This window comes from Kumtagia ephedrae, assembly GCF_003012745.1.
Classification (GTDB): Bacteria; Pseudomonadota; Alphaproteobacteria; order Rhizobiales; family Rhizobiaceae; genus Kumtagia; species Kumtagia ephedrae.
Genome location: NZ_PXYK01000029.1, coordinates 20,828 through 36,454 on the forward strand (window position 1 = coordinate 20,828; position 15,627 = coordinate 36,454).

Annotated in this window: 13 protein-coding genes; 2 read left to right on the forward strand and 11 right to left on the reverse strand. The window is 64.6% G+C overall.

Annotated features, from left to right (window positions below; translation table 11 throughout):
• The first annotated feature begins 15 nt into the window (after positions 1-15).
• Entirely contained in the window at positions 16-795 is a 780-nt protein-coding gene (locus tag C7I84_RS23860; RefSeq protein ID WP_106774727.1) for an exodeoxyribonuclease III, read from the forward strand.
• Between the two features lie 111 nt (positions 796-906).
• On the opposite strand, the gene C7I84_RS23865 is transcribed toward C7I84_RS23860, so the two are convergent.
• From C7I84_RS23865 to C7I84_RS23920, 11 genes are all read right to left on the reverse strand, one after another.
• Positions 907-3,096 (reverse strand): tetratricopeptide repeat protein, encoded by a 2,190-nt coding sequence (locus tag C7I84_RS23865; protein WP_120785128.1) that lies wholly within the window; start codon positions 3,094-3,096, stop codon positions 907-909.
• Positions 3,097-3,182: 86 nt separating this feature from the next.
• Positions 3,183-4,097, reverse strand: coding sequence for a Hint domain-containing protein (locus C7I84_RS23875; protein WP_106774730.1), 915 nt, complete (start codon positions 4,095-4,097; stop codon positions 3,183-3,185).
• Between the two features lie 251 nt (positions 4,098-4,348).
• A complete protein-coding gene (locus tag C7I84_RS23880; protein WP_106774731.1) occupies positions 4,349-4,909 on the reverse strand; it encodes a hypothetical protein in 561 nt (186 codons plus the stop codon).
• Between the two features lie 60 nt (positions 4,910-4,969).
• The gene (locus C7I84_RS23885; protein ID WP_106774770.1) at positions 4,970-5,971 is read right to left on the reverse strand and encodes a DUF2950 domain-containing protein; all 1,002 of its coding nucleotides are present in this window, start codon (positions 5,969-5,971) and stop codon (positions 4,970-4,972) included.
• Between the two features lie 19 nt (positions 5,972-5,990).
• Entirely contained in the window at positions 5,991-7,403 is a 1,413-nt protein-coding gene (locus C7I84_RS23890; RefSeq protein WP_106774732.1) for a DUF3300 domain-containing protein, read from the reverse strand.
• Positions 7,404-7,432: 29 nt separating this feature from the next.
• Positions 7,433-8,224 carry a DUF481 domain-containing protein gene (locus C7I84_RS23895; RefSeq protein WP_425351391.1) on the reverse strand — a complete coding sequence of 264 codons (792 nt, stop codon included), beginning with the start codon at positions 8,222-8,224 and terminating at the stop codon, positions 7,433-7,435.
• A 68-nt stretch (positions 8,225-8,292) separates the two neighbouring features.
• Positions 8,293-9,057 (reverse strand): hypothetical protein, encoded by a 765-nt coding sequence (locus C7I84_RS23900; protein WP_106774771.1) that lies wholly within the window; start codon positions 9,055-9,057, stop codon positions 8,293-8,295.
• A gap of 138 nt (positions 9,058-9,195) precedes the next feature.
• Complete coding sequence (locus C7I84_RS23905) at positions 9,196-10,158, reverse strand: formylglycine-generating enzyme family protein (RefSeq protein ID WP_245428587.1); 963 nt, start codon at positions 10,156-10,158, stop codon at positions 9,196-9,198.
• Positions 10,159-10,364: 206 nt separating this feature from the next.
• Positions 10,365-11,339, reverse strand: coding sequence for an HAD family hydrolase (locus C7I84_RS23910; protein WP_106774734.1), 975 nt, complete (start codon positions 11,337-11,339; stop codon positions 10,365-10,367).
• Between the two features lie 80 nt (positions 11,340-11,419).
• Complete coding sequence (locus tag C7I84_RS23915; protein WP_245428590.1) at positions 11,420-13,030, reverse strand: arylsulfatase; 1,611 nt, start codon at positions 13,028-13,030, stop codon at positions 11,420-11,422.
• A gap of 250 nt (positions 13,031-13,280) precedes the next feature.
• A complete protein-coding gene (locus tag C7I84_RS23920) occupies positions 13,281-13,526 on the reverse strand; it encodes a hypothetical protein (RefSeq protein WP_106774735.1) in 246 nt (81 codons plus the stop codon).
• Positions 13,527-13,699: 173 nt separating this feature from the next.
• Between C7I84_RS23920 and C7I84_RS23925 the strand changes: the two genes are divergently transcribed.
• A complete protein-coding gene (locus C7I84_RS23925) occupies positions 13,700-15,496 on the forward strand; it encodes a tetratricopeptide repeat protein (protein WP_120785129.1) in 1,797 nt (598 codons plus the stop codon).
• Positions 15,497-15,627: the final 131 nt, after the last annotated feature.

A 15,627-nucleotide genomic window follows, 5' to 3' on the forward strand; every position in this document is an offset into this window, starting at 1 on the left:
GCCGTTGCCTCGCCCATGCTGATCGCCACCTACAACGTCAACAACGTCAATCGCCGCCTTGCCAATCTCCTCGGCTGGCTGGCGGCGCGGAAGCCGGATGTCGTCTGCCTGCAGGAACTGAAGGCCGCCGACGCGGACTTTCCCGCCGCTGCGATCCGCTCGGCCGGCTATGAGGCGGTCTGGGCGGGGCAGCGGACCTGGAACGGCGTCGCCATCCTGGCGCACGGCGCGATGCCGGTCCTGACCCGGGCCGAGCTGCCGGGCGACCCCGACGACCGCCAGAGCCGCTACATCGAGGCGGCCGTCGGCGGCATCCTGATCGCCAGCATCTACGCGCCAAATGGCAATCCGCAGCCCGGCCCGAAGTTCGACTACAAGCTTGCCTGGCTGGAGCGGCTCGCGCGGCACGCGACGGCGCTGCGCAGGACCGGCGCGCCGGTGGTGCTGGCCGGCGACTACAACGTCGCGCCGACCGAACTCGACATCTATCCGACGCGCTCCTGGGACGACGACGCGCTGGTCCAGCCGGAAAGCCGCGCCGCCTTCCGCCGGCTGGTCGGGCGAAGCTGGACGGACGCCATCCGGACGCTGCACCCGGACGAACGCATCTATTCCTTCTGGGACTACAAGCGGAACCGCTGGCCGCGCGACGCCGGCCTGCGCCTCGACCACCTGCTGCTCTCGCCGAACCTCGCCGGCCGGCTGGTCGCCGGCGGCGTCGACCGCGAGACCCGCGGCCTGGATGGAGCGAGCGACCACGCACCCGCCTGGATCGAGCTGTCGGATTCCGGTTGAGGCCGCGCGCGGGTCCGTACAGGCAGGCCTCTCGAGCGGGTAGCGGGAATCGAAACCGCGCGTTCAGCTTGGGAAGCTGGTGTCAATCGAACGGCATCGGACGTGACAATGTCAGGCGGCCCGTATCCAATGCCGTGCATCTGCCTTGTAGGAAACCCGCCGGTGCGGATGGACGACGCCGTGGAAAATTCGGAGCGGCAGGACCGTCAGGCCGGGTGAAGGGCGCAGATCCGGCGTCCAGGCGATCGAATTGGCGACGACGCGCGACATCAGACCCGGCCCGGTGACCAGCCATAGCGACTCGGTGGCGCCTTCGATCACCGATTGCGCCGCCTCGCGCAACGCCGCACCGATGAGCGGATGGCGCGGTGTCGCTGCCAGGAAATTGTTGCCGATGGAGCAGAATTCGTCCTGGTAGCAGCAGAACGTGACATCCGGAGAAAGCAGGGTGCTCAACGGCGCGGCGCAATAGTCGTCCGCGTCGAGATAGACGCCTCCCTCGGCATAAAGCACGGCCAGCCGGAACAGGTCCGCCTTCATGGCGGGATGACGCGCCAGCTTGTAAGCCCGCAGCGGCTCGGGACGGCCGAACGCCGACAGGAAGCGTCGCACGGCGGCGTCGTTCCAGCGCCGATAGGACAGGTCGCCGTTCACGGCCTTCGCCCGCTCCATCAGCAGGTCCACGTCCTTGGGCGGCGTGTCCGTGTCCCAGAACTGGTGCAGTATTTTTGGTATGCGGCAGTTGGCTTGCAACCCTTCAGAGGGCGGCGTGAACACTCCGGCGCGGGCCAGTCCTATAAGCACACCGAGCGCCGCCGCGAAATTGCCGGGACCCGAGCGCAGTAAAGCGCCAGCGGTTTCGATCAATGCTTGCGTGCCGAGCTCGGCCGCGGCCGAGAGTTGCGCCGTCTCCTGCGGCCGCAGCCGGAGATCGTTCACGATCTGGCCGATAAGGCTGCGCAGCGCGCCGGCGCCCCGGCGCGGCGGCCCTCCGTTGGGCGATTTCCGGGGGATGTGCACCAGCGCCTTCCAGGCAAGCTCGGGCTGGAAGGCGGCCGCTGCCGCCCGAGTAAAGCCGATGCCGGCGCTGGCATTGTCCGGGGCGACGGCAAGCATCGCCTTTGCGTGCTCCAAGGCAGTGCCGTGCTCGAATCTCAGGATTGCCAAGCGCATTCGAAGCCGCATCTTGACCAGCCAGTCTTCGGGCCTGCCCGCGTCCGGCCAACAGTCGAGGAGTCTTGGGACCTCCTCCCATTGGCCCGCTTCCAGCAGGCATTCGATCCGCAGCTTGCGCTCGGCCGTGGTCGGCTGCGCCTGCCCGGCGAGTATTTCGAGCGCGTCCTCGATGCGCCCCGATTTTCGCAGGCTGTTTGTCCAGCGGACGCGCCGCGCCGCATCGTGCGGGTGCGCCGCCGCATCGGCGGCAAAGATGCGCTGCGCTTCGTCCAGGTCGCCGGCAGCCTCGGCCTGGGTGCCGCGGAACTGCGATATCTGCGGATGATCGGGATGGTGTTCCGCCAGCAGCCGAAGGCTGGCCTGCGCCGCGTCGAGTGGCCCGGTCTTGCCGAGCAGGAAGGTCTGCTGCGCCAGCAGCTCGGCCGAATCCGGGGTTTGCGCAAGCCCATCCGACAAAACCGACAACGCCTCGTCATAGCGGCCAAGCCCTCTCAGGTGGCGCACCAGGCGCAGGCGCGCCGCAATGTTCCGCGGGCGGGCTTCGACAGCAGCGGCATAGGTCCGCTCTGACGTGGGGGCATCGCCGCCAAGCTTCTTCGCCATCCGCCGCAGCCTGGGCAGCAGCGGATGATCAGAAGCCTGCCTTTCCAGCGTCTGCAGTCTTGCTTGTGCCGCCTCGGCCTGCCTCATCCGGCAATACAGCAACGTTCGTTCAGCCAGCAAGTCGGCGGACGCCGGCTCCAATGCAAGGCCCTCCGACAGCACGGTTTGTGCCTCGATCTGGCGGTCGAGCCGCACCAGGCAGCGAACCCAACGCAGGCGCAGCTGTTCGTCCCCGGGTCGCGCAGCGACGCCGGTGGCGTAAATTCGCTCCGCCTCTGCGACATCACCGGTCGCGATGGCCTGGGCTGCGCGAAGCTGCGGCAGGCGGGGATCGTCGGGATGGTGCTTTGCAAGGACCTGAAGGGTCTTCTGCGCGGCCTGGAGCCGACCTTGTCTCCGCTGTTGGCCCGACAGTTCGGCCAGCAGGCGCGGCGCGTGCGGCACGAGCGCCAGCCCTTCCTTCAAAACAGCCTGCGCCTGCCGGTGACGGCCAAGCCCGGCGAGTTCGCGCGCCCACTTCAACCGACGTCCTATGTCGGTCGGGTGTTTCGCGATGTCCGCGGCATCCGGGTCTGAAGGCCGCGGAACGCCGGCATGGGTCCGAGAGGTCAGGCTGCACGCTCCCCGGCGCGTCGCAGCGCCGCCGCGGCCATCGCGATCCGGCTGCGGATCGAAGCCGGAACCTGGCGGGAGCTCATGGCGCGGGGTTGCTGCAACTCCTCCATCGCCGCGGGCGCAGACCCGTAAAGCGCCTTGTATTCGGCGTAGTTGTCGAAGCGTTCGCGCGAGACGTTGTCGATGAAAGTCTCAGCCGCCATGCCTTCGGCGAGCACGATCTCGTGGTTCTCCGTCTCGATATGGTAGACGACGAAACGCTCGCCGAGCTCGCTCGACGGAATGCGCCGGATCGTCGTGCCGTTCACCAGCGCGCCGGCATGGACCAGCACGCCGTCGATCAGCAGGGCGTGCGTTGCGGTAACACGCAGATCGCGGACAGGCAGGTCGTTACCCAGCGCCCCGGCGGACACGCAGACGGGCCGCCGTCCGTCAGGCATGCCGAATACCGTCGACAGCGTCTGCCGGCCGATCCATTTCACCGGCACTGAACGCCCGTCCGCCGTCATGACAAGATCGCCGATGGAAAGCGTCTCGACCGCGTGATCCCCATCCGGCGCCGCGATCAGCGTTCCCGCAGCGAAGCAAACGGGGAAGGGATCATCGGTATCGATATCCAGTGGTTCGCCTGAGGTGTATCCCGTGTTGGAGAAAAAATAGTAGTCGCTGCCCTGCTGGACGAGGAAGCCGTCGCCGGAGAAGCCCACATACTGGCCGCCCCCTGAGAGTGGGCCGCCGGTGATAGTCATATTGTCCCCGGTCTCAAAGGTAGTTTCGCCCGGCTGGCCGCTGCCCTCGTTGTCGCTAGCGTGGTGGTCAGCTTCTTCGCTATCAGCGGTGGGGGTGAAGATGCCAGTGCCAGGGTCGTAGGTGCCTACGGTGTAGAAACTGCTGTCGTATTCCGCCATGATCGGTTGCTCCAGCTACACGCTCATACAACGCGCGTGAAAAGTGGCCCCTCCCCCAAAATCATCTAAACAGCATAGCCGCAAGGTGGTCAACAAATAATAGATAAGTATTTAACTATAAAATTTGCTCATAAAAAATCGATGCGAGACTTCTACCTCGCCAGCTCAGTAACAGATGATACATCCCCTAACTTATCTTTCGACTTCCGATCCGATCTTTCCTTCTATGTTTTTCGGCAGGTATTCTCACCTCAGATCCTGAATGCGATGCCGCCCTGAATTTCGGCTGTTTCGTCGAAATGCAGCCTGAGCGGCTGGAAGTCGTCCGCTGCCGCTGCGTGAAACACCGCACGGTCGGTTCCCTTGTGGATCGCGAAAGCCGCCGACCAGATGCCGATCAGGAAACCGTTGCGGTCGCGAAGCTCGATGCCGTGGCCGACCAGATCGCGCACGTCCAGCCCCGCCGCATCCTTGCTGGCGACGAGTTCGAGGCAGATCAGGCCATTTTGGTAGAAGCGCCAGCACACCTTGTGAAAGGTGCAATCATCGACCTGCAGCGCCGGCCACTCGAACTGCACCCAGCGCAATGGTTTGCCGTCGTGATCGCGCTCGCCGCGCTCGACCGAGGCGGATTCGCCCCGCAACTGGGTCTTGACCGGCAAGGTCGCCTGCTGGCGGGCAAGCGGAATCCAGCTTTCGCCCGAGCCGCCAGCCAGCAGCTGGTTGACGCTGGCCATCTTGTCCTTCGCCGCTTCGGGAAGCGGCAGCTTGCCGAGAATCGGCCTGGCGAGAAGGGCCGCCAGCTGGATCATGCTTCACACCTCTATCAGGCGATTGGGACCGTATCGGATAGGAGGGGCATCGGCTCTTCCTCAGTCGGCGGTGACGCTCCAGCTGTCGTCCGGGTTGAAGCGGTCGATATATTTGACGATCGCCTCGGTCGCGGGACCGAGATCGGCCTCGTAGACGATGCCCTGCTGGTTGACCGCGAAGGTGTGCACGCCCGTTTCGGCATATTTGACCGGCCAGGCGACCAGGGCGAAGCCGCCGATCATGTTGCCGTTGATGACGTAGTCGTAGGCGCCGCCGGCGATATTGTCGCCCTGGCCGGTGAGGATCTTGAAGCGATAGCCGAAGTAGCCGTCGCCCTCGGCGGCGTCGGTCAGCTCCGCCTGGCTGAGGTCGCCCGCCGGGCTTTCGCCGTTCACCTCGTCGGCCGGCCAGTAGAGGCCGTCGGTCGCGCCCTCGCTGCTGATCAGTTTTTGCGCGAACTCCTCCACGCCATCGGCGTCGCGGTCTTCCATGGCGTAGTCGTTCTGCGCCTCGACATAGGCCAGCATCGCCGCCAGCACCTCAAGCTCGTTCTCGCCGACGCGCCGGTTGACGATCTCCTCCAGACCGGCCTGGGTATCGAACGCCCATTTGCCGTCGTCGTCGCCCTTCAGCAGCGGAAACGGAAACGGCCAGAGCTTTTCGCCGATCTGCAGGCTTTTTCCGTTGTCGATATCGGCGACCACCAGTGTTTTCGCCGCGCCCTCGCGGATCTGCGCGAACGTGTCCATCACACCGTCCGCGCTTCTTAGCTTGGCGGCATCGAGGCCGAGCAGCTTCGCCAGTCCGTCGAAGTCATCGTCGGCCAAGGTCTTCTTGAAAGCATCGATCGCGGCCTCCGCATTGTCGAACAGCGGCGGGTCTTGTTCCGATTCGAAGGCGAAGATGCCTGGGTCTTCAGCCTCGCTTGCCGCGCCTGCCGCCGCCTGATCCGCCGGGGCTTGTTCCTGCGCCGATGTCGCCGCCGGCAGACCCGTTGCGAGCCCCGCCATAAGCGCGGCCATGGAGAGCGTGCGGAGCATGTTGTGAAGGGTGGTGTTCATGGTTTCCTCCTCGCTCTTCTCAACGCCTGCGGCCGCCGTGATGTCCGCCGCCCATGTGTCTTCCTCCTCCGCCGCCGCGATGCAGCTGGCGTCCGCCGCCGCCGTGGTGAATGGCCCGTCCACCACCGCGGTGCCCGCCCCCCATGGCCTGGCGGCCGCGGTTGGAATGGACTCTCGATATCTTGCCGCGATCGACGTTTCCCAGCGCCGGGTGGTGCTGCGGCCTGTGATCGACCTTGTGACCCATCTTCGGCTTGCCGGCCGGGCGGTGGATGTTGGCGGGTCGGCGATCGGCATTCGGACGCGCCGCCGCGCGCCGGTCGCCGGCCGGGCGTGCTGTCGGCCGCTGGCCATCCGGACGGCGGATCTGGTCGCCGCCCGGCCGGTTCTTCAGACCGTCCAGCGTGCTCTTGCGGATGTCATGGGCCTTGGCGTGGCGGGCCGCGTTGTTGCCCGGATGGCTGCGCTTGATGTCGGCCGCGCGGTCGCGGATCGAATTGCCGCGATTGGCCTCCACGCGGTTCTTGATGTTGGTGCGGTCGAACTTGTTCAGTTGATCCCGGTCGAAATTGAGCTTCGAGCGGTCGACATTCTTCCAGTCGATGTCATTGAAGTTGATCTTGCCGTCGAAGTCCCGATTGTTGAAGCAATGGTCGCAGTCGATGTCGATGTCGTTGCCGTCCCAGTGGCCGCCCCACACGTCCCAGTCGTCCCAGTCGACGGCGGCGGCCCACACCGCGCCGGTCACCGCCGCGGCGAAGAACGTCGCGCCCGGATACCAGTAGGTGGGATAGGGATCGGGATAGTAGGCGATCGGCGCCGCCACATAGTCCGGCTCGTAGAGCATCTCAGGCTCGTAGCGCGGCACATAGACGACTTCCGGGTTCGCCGGCTGGATGACGATGTTGTCGCCCTGCGTCTCCACCTTGACCTTGTCGTCGGTCTTGATGATGTCCTTCGCCACCGCCTCCTCGCGCAGCTGCTGGATGGCGATCAGCACGTCCTTCTGCTGGTAGGCGATGGCGTCGCCGAGCGCCTGCGTCCATTCGAGGTCGTCGCTCATCATCTTAACGACCTCGGGATAGTTGAGCAGCGAGATGACGCTGCCGTCCCAGCTTTCCTTCGGCTTCAGGCTCTTGTCCTTGGCGTAGTCGTCGAGATAGCGCGACGCCTCGACGATCTGCAGCGGATAGAGCGAGGCCGCGGTGACCACCGCGATCAATTCGTCCGGATAGAGCGCGATGCGCGCCACCAGAACCTCCAGTTCGTCGGCGCTGAGCGGCTCCGGCGCCTGCGTGGCGGCCGCGCCCGGATCGGCCGCGGCTGCCTGCTCCTGGGCAAGGGCGGATGTCGGACCGGCGGTTGCCAACAGGATGGAGGCAAGCGTGGCCGCAACGGCGAGGCCAAGTCTTCGGGTGCTCTTGCTACTCATATCGGTGACCTCCCGCTGTTCACAGTCCTTTAGAAATGCACGACGAGGCCCATGATCGGGCCCTGCTGGACGGCGTCGAAGACGAAACCGTCCTTGCTGTAGTCCACGCCGAGCGCGCGGTAGCCGGCGACGGCGGAGAAGGTGTCGTTGAACTTGTAGCCGAGGGCGGCCGCCACATCCCAGTCGAGATCGGCCTGGCCGGCGCCGACCAGCCCCCAGCCGGTCACGTAGATGGCGTCGGTGAAGGCGTATCTGGCGCGAATGCCGGCCAGCCCGTCGACCCAGGTTTCACCGTCGCTGACGTCGGCGCCGTCGAGCAGGCCGCCGTTCACCGAGATTTCCGTGTTGACGCTCCAGACCCGCGCGCCGGCGACCACGTCGAAATAACTGCGGTCGTCCTTGAACAGCGAATAGCCGGCGCCGACCAGGCCGGCGAACGTCTCCGAGGTGACGTCGACGCTGTCGGCAACGATGCCCCTCGGCGTTCCGGAACCGACCGTCAGCTTCGTGTACATGACGTCGCCGAAGATCGAGAAGCGGTCGTAGCGGGCCTCGCCGATCGCCATCGCGGCGAAGTCGAGATTGTTGAATATGTCGCCGAAATCCGCGTCGATATGGATGGTTGCCGGCAGGCCGAACTGGGCGATGTCGCCGGAAAGGCCGGCCGCCCAGAAATACGGGCTGACGGCGAAGGTCCAGCCATCCGCCTCCGCTTCGACTTGCTCGGGCGACATCGGTATCGGAACGTCCGCGGCCTGGGCAGGGACGGCCGCCAGGAGACCGAGCGTAAGAACAGTTTCAAGCCGGCTAAACATCTTCATTCTGCGTCCCACCTTGATAGCCATGCACGGGAGCGAAACTATCTGCTTTCATTCGCGAAATCTCGCCTTCATTTCTTTGGAAACAGGAAGGTAACCGAGGCGCGCACGCCAAAACCGTCCGGTCCGGCCTCGGGGCTTTCGGCCCAGTAGCGGATGCCTGCCCCCAGGCTGACCGGCTGCTCGCCGAACTTCACCAGCTTGCTGACCATGAAGTTGACCGGCACCGACCAGGATTCGCTTTCCCAGTCGTAGGTCGACTCGGTGTTGAGCGCGAAGGTCCAGGCGTCCGCAGTCGTGTAGGAGATGAAGGGCTGCAGGAAGGTGGAACTCACGTCCGCACGCGCGTCGTCGCCGGCAAACGACCAGATGTGATTGGCGAGGATGCCATAGGTCCAGGGACCCGACTGCTTCAGCACCACGGCGGTGGGCCCGGCGCCCCATTTTTCGCCGCCGAGCAACGGATCGGTGCCGGTCGGCAGCATGATGACGGGGCCGGCGCCCCAGATGATGCCCCCCGGGCCCGGCGCCTTGGGCGAGAAGAACAGGCTCTGCACGGTGTCGCCAAGCCCGAACTGGGTGCCGGACGGGCCGGCGACGTCCTCCTGCCAGATCACCGGCACGATGGTCCGCGAGATCAGGTTCCAGTCCTCGTTGAGCGAGATCGGAACGACCGGCTGGATGTTCATCGTCACCCGGTCGCCGTCATTGGGACCGTAGCCGGAATCGTAGTTGAACTGGAACGGCACGCTGATCAGCGAGGCGATCGGATTGGAGAGCTGCTTGGCCAGGTCCGCATCCTGGGCGGAGGCGGGAGTCCTGTCGGCCAAAGCCATGATCGATGCCGCGAGAACCAATATCCGGCTCAGCTTCATCATGATCTGTCCAGTCTCCTGCAAAGGATCTCGAATCGGACTTCGAAGTCACAAGTATTGCCCGCCCAGATTGACTCAATTCCGGGCATCTGTCGGCAGCTAATTCTCCTCATCAACATCCCTGACGATCCGGAAGCCGATATGGTTGGTGCCGAGGCTGCGTTCCGCGCGTTGTCTGGCGGCAGGGCGATAGCGCAGGCAGTAGGACGGCGCGCAGAGCCATGAGCCGCCCTTGGCCACATGCAGGGCGCCAACGGCCTCATCGGCGAAGCTGGCGGCGATCGCCTCCGGCGGGCCAGTCGGGTCGGCCTCATCCCGCGCCGGATGGCCCGGCAGCCACCAGTCCGAGACGTGCTCCCACACGTTGCCCGCCATGTCGCTGAGCCCATACCCGTTGGCCGGATAGGAGCCGACCGGCGCGGTGCCGTGGTGGCCGTCCGCGGCTTCATCGACAGCGGGGAACAGGCCCTGCCACGTATTGGCCTTCCAGCCCTGCGACGGATCGTAGTCGTCGCCCCAGACATAGTCGGCGCCGTCCAGCCCGCCCCGGGCGGCAAACTCCCATTCCGCTTCCGTCGGCAGGCGGCCGCCGGCCCATTCGGCATAGGCCGCCGCGTCTTCCGGCGACACCTGCACCACCGGATGGTTTTCCAGCCCCTTGATGCCGCTGCCCGGTCCGTTCGGATGGCGCCAGTCGGCGCCAGGCACATAACGCCACCAGTTGGTCAGATCGCTGATGTCCACCTGTCCGGCCGGCTGCGCGAAGACCATCGACCCGGCCTTGAGCAGCTCGGCCGGCATGTCGGGGTACTTTTCCGGATCGAGGTCCTTTTCGGCAGTCGTGACGTAGCCGGTCGCCTCGATGAAGGCGGCGAACTCGGCATTGGTCACCTCGGTCTTCTTGATCTCGAAGGGACCGACCGTCACCTTTCGGGTATGCTTCTCCTCCGGATAGTGCTTCTGCGATCCCATGGCGAACGTGCCGCCGTCGAGCCGGACAAAGTCGCCGTCGCCGGCGACGACGAACGGGACGGCCAGTCCGAAGGCAGCGATTGCAGACAAGAAGGCCAATGCACGCAAATTGCTGTCTCCCGTCTTAGGATCTGTTGATATTCAGGCCATGGCGGACTGCAAATCGCGCCTTTCTGCGCTTCCAGTACTCATTCATGTACCAGAACACACACTCCGTTCCGGTTCTCGACATCCGCCATTTCGACTCGCCTTGACCTGAACCTCAACACAAACCTAGGTGACCGCCGGAAAACAATCTATTCCGGAAATACCTGCTTCCAGTCGTTCTTCATGCTGACGATGGTCCAGCCGCGCTTCGGACCTTCGTCGAGGCCCTTGGCGAGCTTGCCGAAATGCGAGTCGCGGTCGTAGGCGACCTCACGCTCCCCGTCGTCGTGGTGCACGATCAGGCCGAAGCGGCGGCCGTCACCGGCCGTCGTCCATTCCAGCATCTGGAAGTCGCCGTCCGAATTGCCGAAGGCGGCGATCGGCCGCTTGCCGATGAACTTGGCGATGCCGACCGGCTTGCCTGCCTCGTCGTCGATGAAGTCGATTTCCGGAAGCCGGACGACGGCCGGCTTGCCGTCGCGCATTTCGTACTTCGTCTTGATCGACGAGCCGACCACGTTCTCCGCAGGGATGGAGTAGACCCGCTCGGTCCAGGGCCGCATGAACTCGATGCCGCCGCCCGATACGATGAAGACCTTGAAGCCGTTGTCCTTGAGATAGGAGACGAGTTCGCGCATCGGCTGATAGATCATCGAGGTGTAGGGTTTTCCCGTCGTCGGATGTTTCGCCGAGGCGATCCAGTCCGTCGCGATCCGCGAGAACTCGTCGCTGGTCATGCCGGAATGGGTCGCGGCGACAATCTCGACCAGGCCCTTCATGCCCGCCGCCGCGACGCCCTTCATGTCTCCGGCCAGCACCGACTTGAAGGGCTCGGTGTCCTTCCATTCCGGATGCTCGGGCGCCAGCGCCTTCACCCGGTCGAGGACGAAGGCCAACTGCACATACATCGGCTGTTCGCTCCACAGCGTGCCGTCATTGTCGAAGACGGCGATGCGGTCGGCGGGCTCCACGAAATCGCTCCCTCCCTGCGTCGTCACCGCGGTGACGAAGTCGACGATGCTCTTCTTCGCCGCGCCGTCGTTCCACGACGGCAGGTCTTGCGCTGCCGTTGGCAGGACGGATGCCAGCGCCAGCACCGTCATGGCCGCAAGTGTTCTAACCATTCGCCCAGCATCGAACATCGATCGTCTCCGTTGCGAGGTTCGATCGCCGGGGCGGTGCCCGGCGACCGCACTTGCAGCACTCAGTTCCCGGACGGCATCCCGATCTTGAAGCCGTCCTTGGCCAGTTCGTCGCGGATGTATTGGAACCGCTGGTACTGTGTCAGGGTGATCGGTCCGGAATAGCTCTCGCTCTGCAGCTTGCGGGGCGGGTATTGCACGTAGGTCTTCATCAGGTTGGTGAGTTCTTCATTGATCACCGGCGTGTACCACGTGCTCTCGGTGAAGTTGTTCATGAAGATGTCGTAACGCTCCTGCGGGTCGGCGAGAATGTCGAATACCTGAGGCACCGTGGCGACATAGCTTTCCGCGCCCTTCCACCCGAGATTGCTGTCGACGGCCAGGCCGCCGGTGGCCGCGCCGTCATCGCCGCGCAGATTGAAGACGGCCTTGTAGTTGCCGACCCGGGCCGCACCGGGCGTCAGCTCGTTCTCGGTGAAATAGAACCAGGCCTTGCGTTCCGACGGGCCGGTGCCGGTCCAGACCGGGGTCATGTCGTAGCTGTCGAAGATGATCGGCTTGCCCTCGCGATCCTCCTTGGGCAGGTCTACCCCCGCTACGGACGCGAAGCTCGCCATGAGGTCCAGGCCGCCGACGATGGCAGCGCTTTTGGTGTTTGCCTCGACCTTGCCCGGCCAGCGCACGACCGCCGGGACCCGGTTGCCCCCTTCGCGAACGGTTCCCTTGGTGCCGCGGAACGGGGTGTAGCCGGCATCGGGATAGACGTCCTGCCAGGCGCCGTTGTCGGTCGTCCAGAACACGACCGTGTTGTCGCGCAGGCCGAGATCGTCGAGCTTCTTCAGGATGTTGCCGATGCGGGCGTCGAGTTCGACAACGGAGTCCGCGTATTTCGACTTGGAGATCGACTTACCCTGAAAATCCGGATGCGGCAGGTTGGGTTGGTGGACCTTCATGAAGTTGACGTTGATGTAGAAAGGCTCGTTGGGCGCTTTCGCGGCCTCTTCGAGAAACTCGATCGCCGCCTTCTCGACATAGCCGTCGAAGTAGGGAATGCCGACCACGCCCTTGTCCGGCGTATCCACGTACTGGCCGTTGATCTTGAAGTCCTCGGTCGGCTTCTCGCCGGCCTTGCCGGACAACGAGCCCTTGGTGACCTCCTTGAACATCTTGCGCAGTTCCGGGTCCATGCCCGGGAACCAGGTATCGTCGGCGTAGGTGTAGGCGTTGAGGTGATAGAGGCCGACATATTTCATCACGTCGTAGCCCTGGGCGTTCGGCATCGCGTAGTCGTCCTCGCCAAGATGCCATTTGCCTGTGAAATAGGTGCGATAGCCCGCCGTCTTGAGAACCGACCCAAGCGTCCATTCGGCGGCCGGCAGACCGCCGCCCTGGCCCTGGAAGGCCACGGTGGTCATGCCGCTGCGGTTGGGTATGCGCCCGGTCTGCATGGCGGCGCGGCCGGGCGTGCAACTCGGCTGCGCGTAGAACGAGGTGAACATCATGCCGTCCTTCGCCAGCTGGTCGATGTTCGGCGTCGGCATGCCGCGCGTCTCGCCGCCCAGATATGGCCCGGTATCGCCGTACCCGGTATCGTCGGAGACGATGAACAGGATGTTCGGCTTTTGCTGCTGCCCCTGAGCCTGTTGCTCCTGCGCCGATGCAGGCAATGTCATGCCAATGCCCAGCGCGGCCATGGCGAAGACGCTGTTTAACAAGGTCTTGACGGTCATTAATGGGTTCCTCTCTGCTCGTGCCGGCGAAAGGTCGGATGTCGGCACGACGCCCTTTCCTTCCTTCCGTCGATCTTGCGTTCGCTTTTCGAAGCAGTGCCATGCAGCTTGTGCCAACCTCGTCCGCAGCATCGGCTTCGGCAGCGCAGGTGCGATGCTCCGCGCTACGTCCGACCCGAGGGTCGCGCGTTCCTCAGTCCGACCTGGCAGTCGATCCCATCGGCTTCCGAAGGTGTTCACGGATTTCGTCCTCCAGTTCGAGCAACAGCTGGCGGTAATCTTGTGCCTTCCTGCGGTCGCCCTTCCAACGTTCCAGCGCTGTCGCGGCGGCCGCATAGTCCTCGCAGATCGCGCTGAACGCCGGGTCGGATGCGCAGCGGCGGCGTATTTCGAATTCGTGGCCCGCGAAATGGCGTAGAACCGGCGCCAGGTCGAACATCCAGCAAGACCTTCAATGGTTTCTGGTCGTCTGAATGCAACGCACCCTCACGCGGACGCGTCACAAGAGGAAGGTGCGAACAGGTACGAACGGTAGCCGCGGGGCTTTGCCCGCAGCCGAATCTGGCGTAAGGATTTCCAGTTCTGTCGCCAAGCAGATGTCGGCGTGTCCGTATGAATTCGGTCCGTAAAATCTTCTCGACCGATCGTGGCGGCCATGTTTCGCCGGATAGAGTTCGCGAAGAATTATCCCGAATACTGGGCAGCCCGGATTTCAAGGCATCGGCGCGGCGCCGGGAAATGCTGGTCTTTCTGGTCGAGGAACTGCTCGCCGGCCGAGGCCACGAACTCAAAGGCTATACGATCGGCGTGGCGGTGTTCCGGCGAGGCGAAGACTTCGACGCCCAGTCGGATCCGGTCGTACGCCTCGAGGCTCGGCGGCTGCGGCGGGATCTGGACGGCTACTACGTGGCGGCAGGTCGTGGAAATCCCCTGCGCATCTCCATCCCCACGGGGAACTACGCTCCCGATGTTCAGCTGGCGCAATCCGAAGCGCCGGGACCCCTGGAGAGCCTTTCGGACGGAGGGCCGACCGTCGCCACGGATCAGCCCGCGTCAGGGCCCATCGCCGGCGCCGAGACCGCAGGACGGTTTTCCGGAAATGGCCGCTGGCCGGCCGTCTGCGCGGTTGCTGCCGGTCTGATGCTCGTTGCAAGCGCCGCTTATGTGCACTTCGCCGGCTGGCGCGATAGTGCCGCCAGCCAGCCTCGCGGCTCGGCGCTGTTGATGCTGCCCTTCAAGGTTTATGGCGAAAGCTCCGACGCCGCATTCCTGGCCGCCGGAATTTCCGAGCAGCTCATGGCCGATCTCAGGCGCTTCCCCGATATCTTGCTGTATCTGCCGACCGGGCAAGGCACGCTCGACGATCCGGTAGGGGCGGGAGACCGCGCGGGTGCGTCGTTCGTGCTGACCGGCAGCGTCAAGGCGGCGGCATCCCGCATGATGATCGGCGCCCAACTGGTTCACGTGGACTCCGGCAGGATCGCCTGGGCGGAACAGTTCGACCGGTCGCCGAGCCCGGGCACTCTCCTTTCGGTTCAGAGCGAAATCGGCGCGGCGATATCCACCGCGCTGGGGCAGCCCTATGGCATTCTCAGAACGGAGATCACCAGCGCCTTGCCCGCGGGGTTCGAACCGAGCATGTCGAGCTACGAATGCGTGCTTCGCGCCTATGCCTACCGGCGAAGCTTCGCGACGGCGCTTCACGCACCAGTGCTGGCGTGCCTCGAAGCCGCCGTGAAAAGCGATCCCGACTATGCGGAAGCCTGGGCCATGCTTGGATGGCTGTATCTGGATCAGGGACGGTTCGATCTCAATCCGGAGGGGAGTGCCACGCTTTCCTACGGCCGCGCCCTCGACGCCGCGTCGCATGCCGTTGCGCTCGACGGCACGAACGTGCTCGCGCTCAAGGCGCTCGCCTCGATCAACCATTACATGGGCAGCTACGACGAAGGGGAGGTCATCCAGCGACGGGCCCTGGCGCTCAATCCCAACGATCCGGATACGCTGGCGCAGCTCGGCTGGAGGATGGCGGTGCGCGGCAAGTTCGAGGAGGGAATTCCCTATCTCCAGCAGGCGATCGATCGGACGGTCAACGCGCCCGGCTGGTATTTTCACCTTGTTGCAGTCGACCACTACCTGCACGGCAGGTACGCGGAAATGCTCGATGCGGCCAAGCGAAGCGCCGTTGACGGCTCCGGCATAAGCTGGTCCTTCATCGCAATAGCACATGGCGCGCTCGGCAATGATGCCGGCGCGCACGAGGCGCTTGCCAGGATGGCTGAAATATCGCCCCTGTTGGGGAGTGATCCCGCCGCCGCCTACCGGCGGCACCACGCAACCGACGAGATCGTCAACGCGCTGGTCGCGGGCCTGCGCAACGCTGGCTGGACCCCGCCGGGGACGAATTGATGCCGTGCGTCGACAAAAGAAGGGTCTGGGAAGCTCCTTCAGGGGCGCGAAAAGTCGCTTGGCCGAAAGGCGACGATCTTCACTTCATGACCTGAATGGAACTGCTGCCACACGGTTCTGCATCGCCGGCC

Excerpts from the sequence above, each read along its gene's own strand:
- C7I84_RS23925 (WP_120785129.1), top strand. The coding sequence starts at position 13,700 with ATGAATTCGGTCCGTAAAATCTTCTCGACCGATCGTGGCGGCCATGTT.
- C7I84_RS23910 (WP_106774734.1), bottom strand. The coding sequence starts at position 11,339 with ATGGTTAGAACACTTGCGGCCATGACGGTGCTGGCGCTGGCATCCGTC.
- C7I84_RS23900 (WP_106774771.1), bottom strand. The coding sequence starts at position 9,057 with ATGGCTTTGGCCGACAGGACTCCCGCCTCCGCCCAGGATGCGGACCTG.
- C7I84_RS23860 (WP_106774727.1), top strand. The coding sequence starts at position 16 with ATGCTGATCGCCACCTACAACGTCAACAACGTCAATCGCCGCCTTGCC.
- C7I84_RS23885 (WP_106774770.1), bottom strand. The coding sequence starts at position 5,971 with ATGAACACCACCCTTCACAACATGCTCCGCACGCTCTCCATGGCCGCG.
- C7I84_RS23875 (WP_106774730.1), bottom strand. The coding sequence starts at position 4,097 with ATGGCGGAATACGACAGCAGTTTCTACACCGTAGGCACCTACGACCCT.
- C7I84_RS23880 (WP_106774731.1), bottom strand. The coding sequence starts at position 4,909 with ATGATCCAGCTGGCGGCCCTTCTCGCCAGGCCGATTCTCGGCAAGCTG.
- C7I84_RS23895 (WP_425351391.1), bottom strand. The coding sequence starts at position 8,224 with ATGAAGATGTTTAGCCGGCTTGAAACTGTTCTTACGCTCGGTCTCCTG.
- C7I84_RS23890 (WP_106774732.1), bottom strand. The coding sequence starts at position 7,403 with ATGAGTAGCAAGAGCACCCGAAGACTTGGCCTCGCCGTTGCGGCCACG.
- C7I84_RS23915 (WP_245428590.1), bottom strand. The coding sequence starts at position 13,030 with ATGACATTGCCTGCATCGGCGCAGGAGCAACAGGCTCAGGGGCAGCAG.
- C7I84_RS23920 (WP_106774735.1), bottom strand. The coding sequence starts at position 13,526 with ATGTTCGACCTGGCGCCGGTTCTACGCCATTTCGCGGGCCACGAATTC.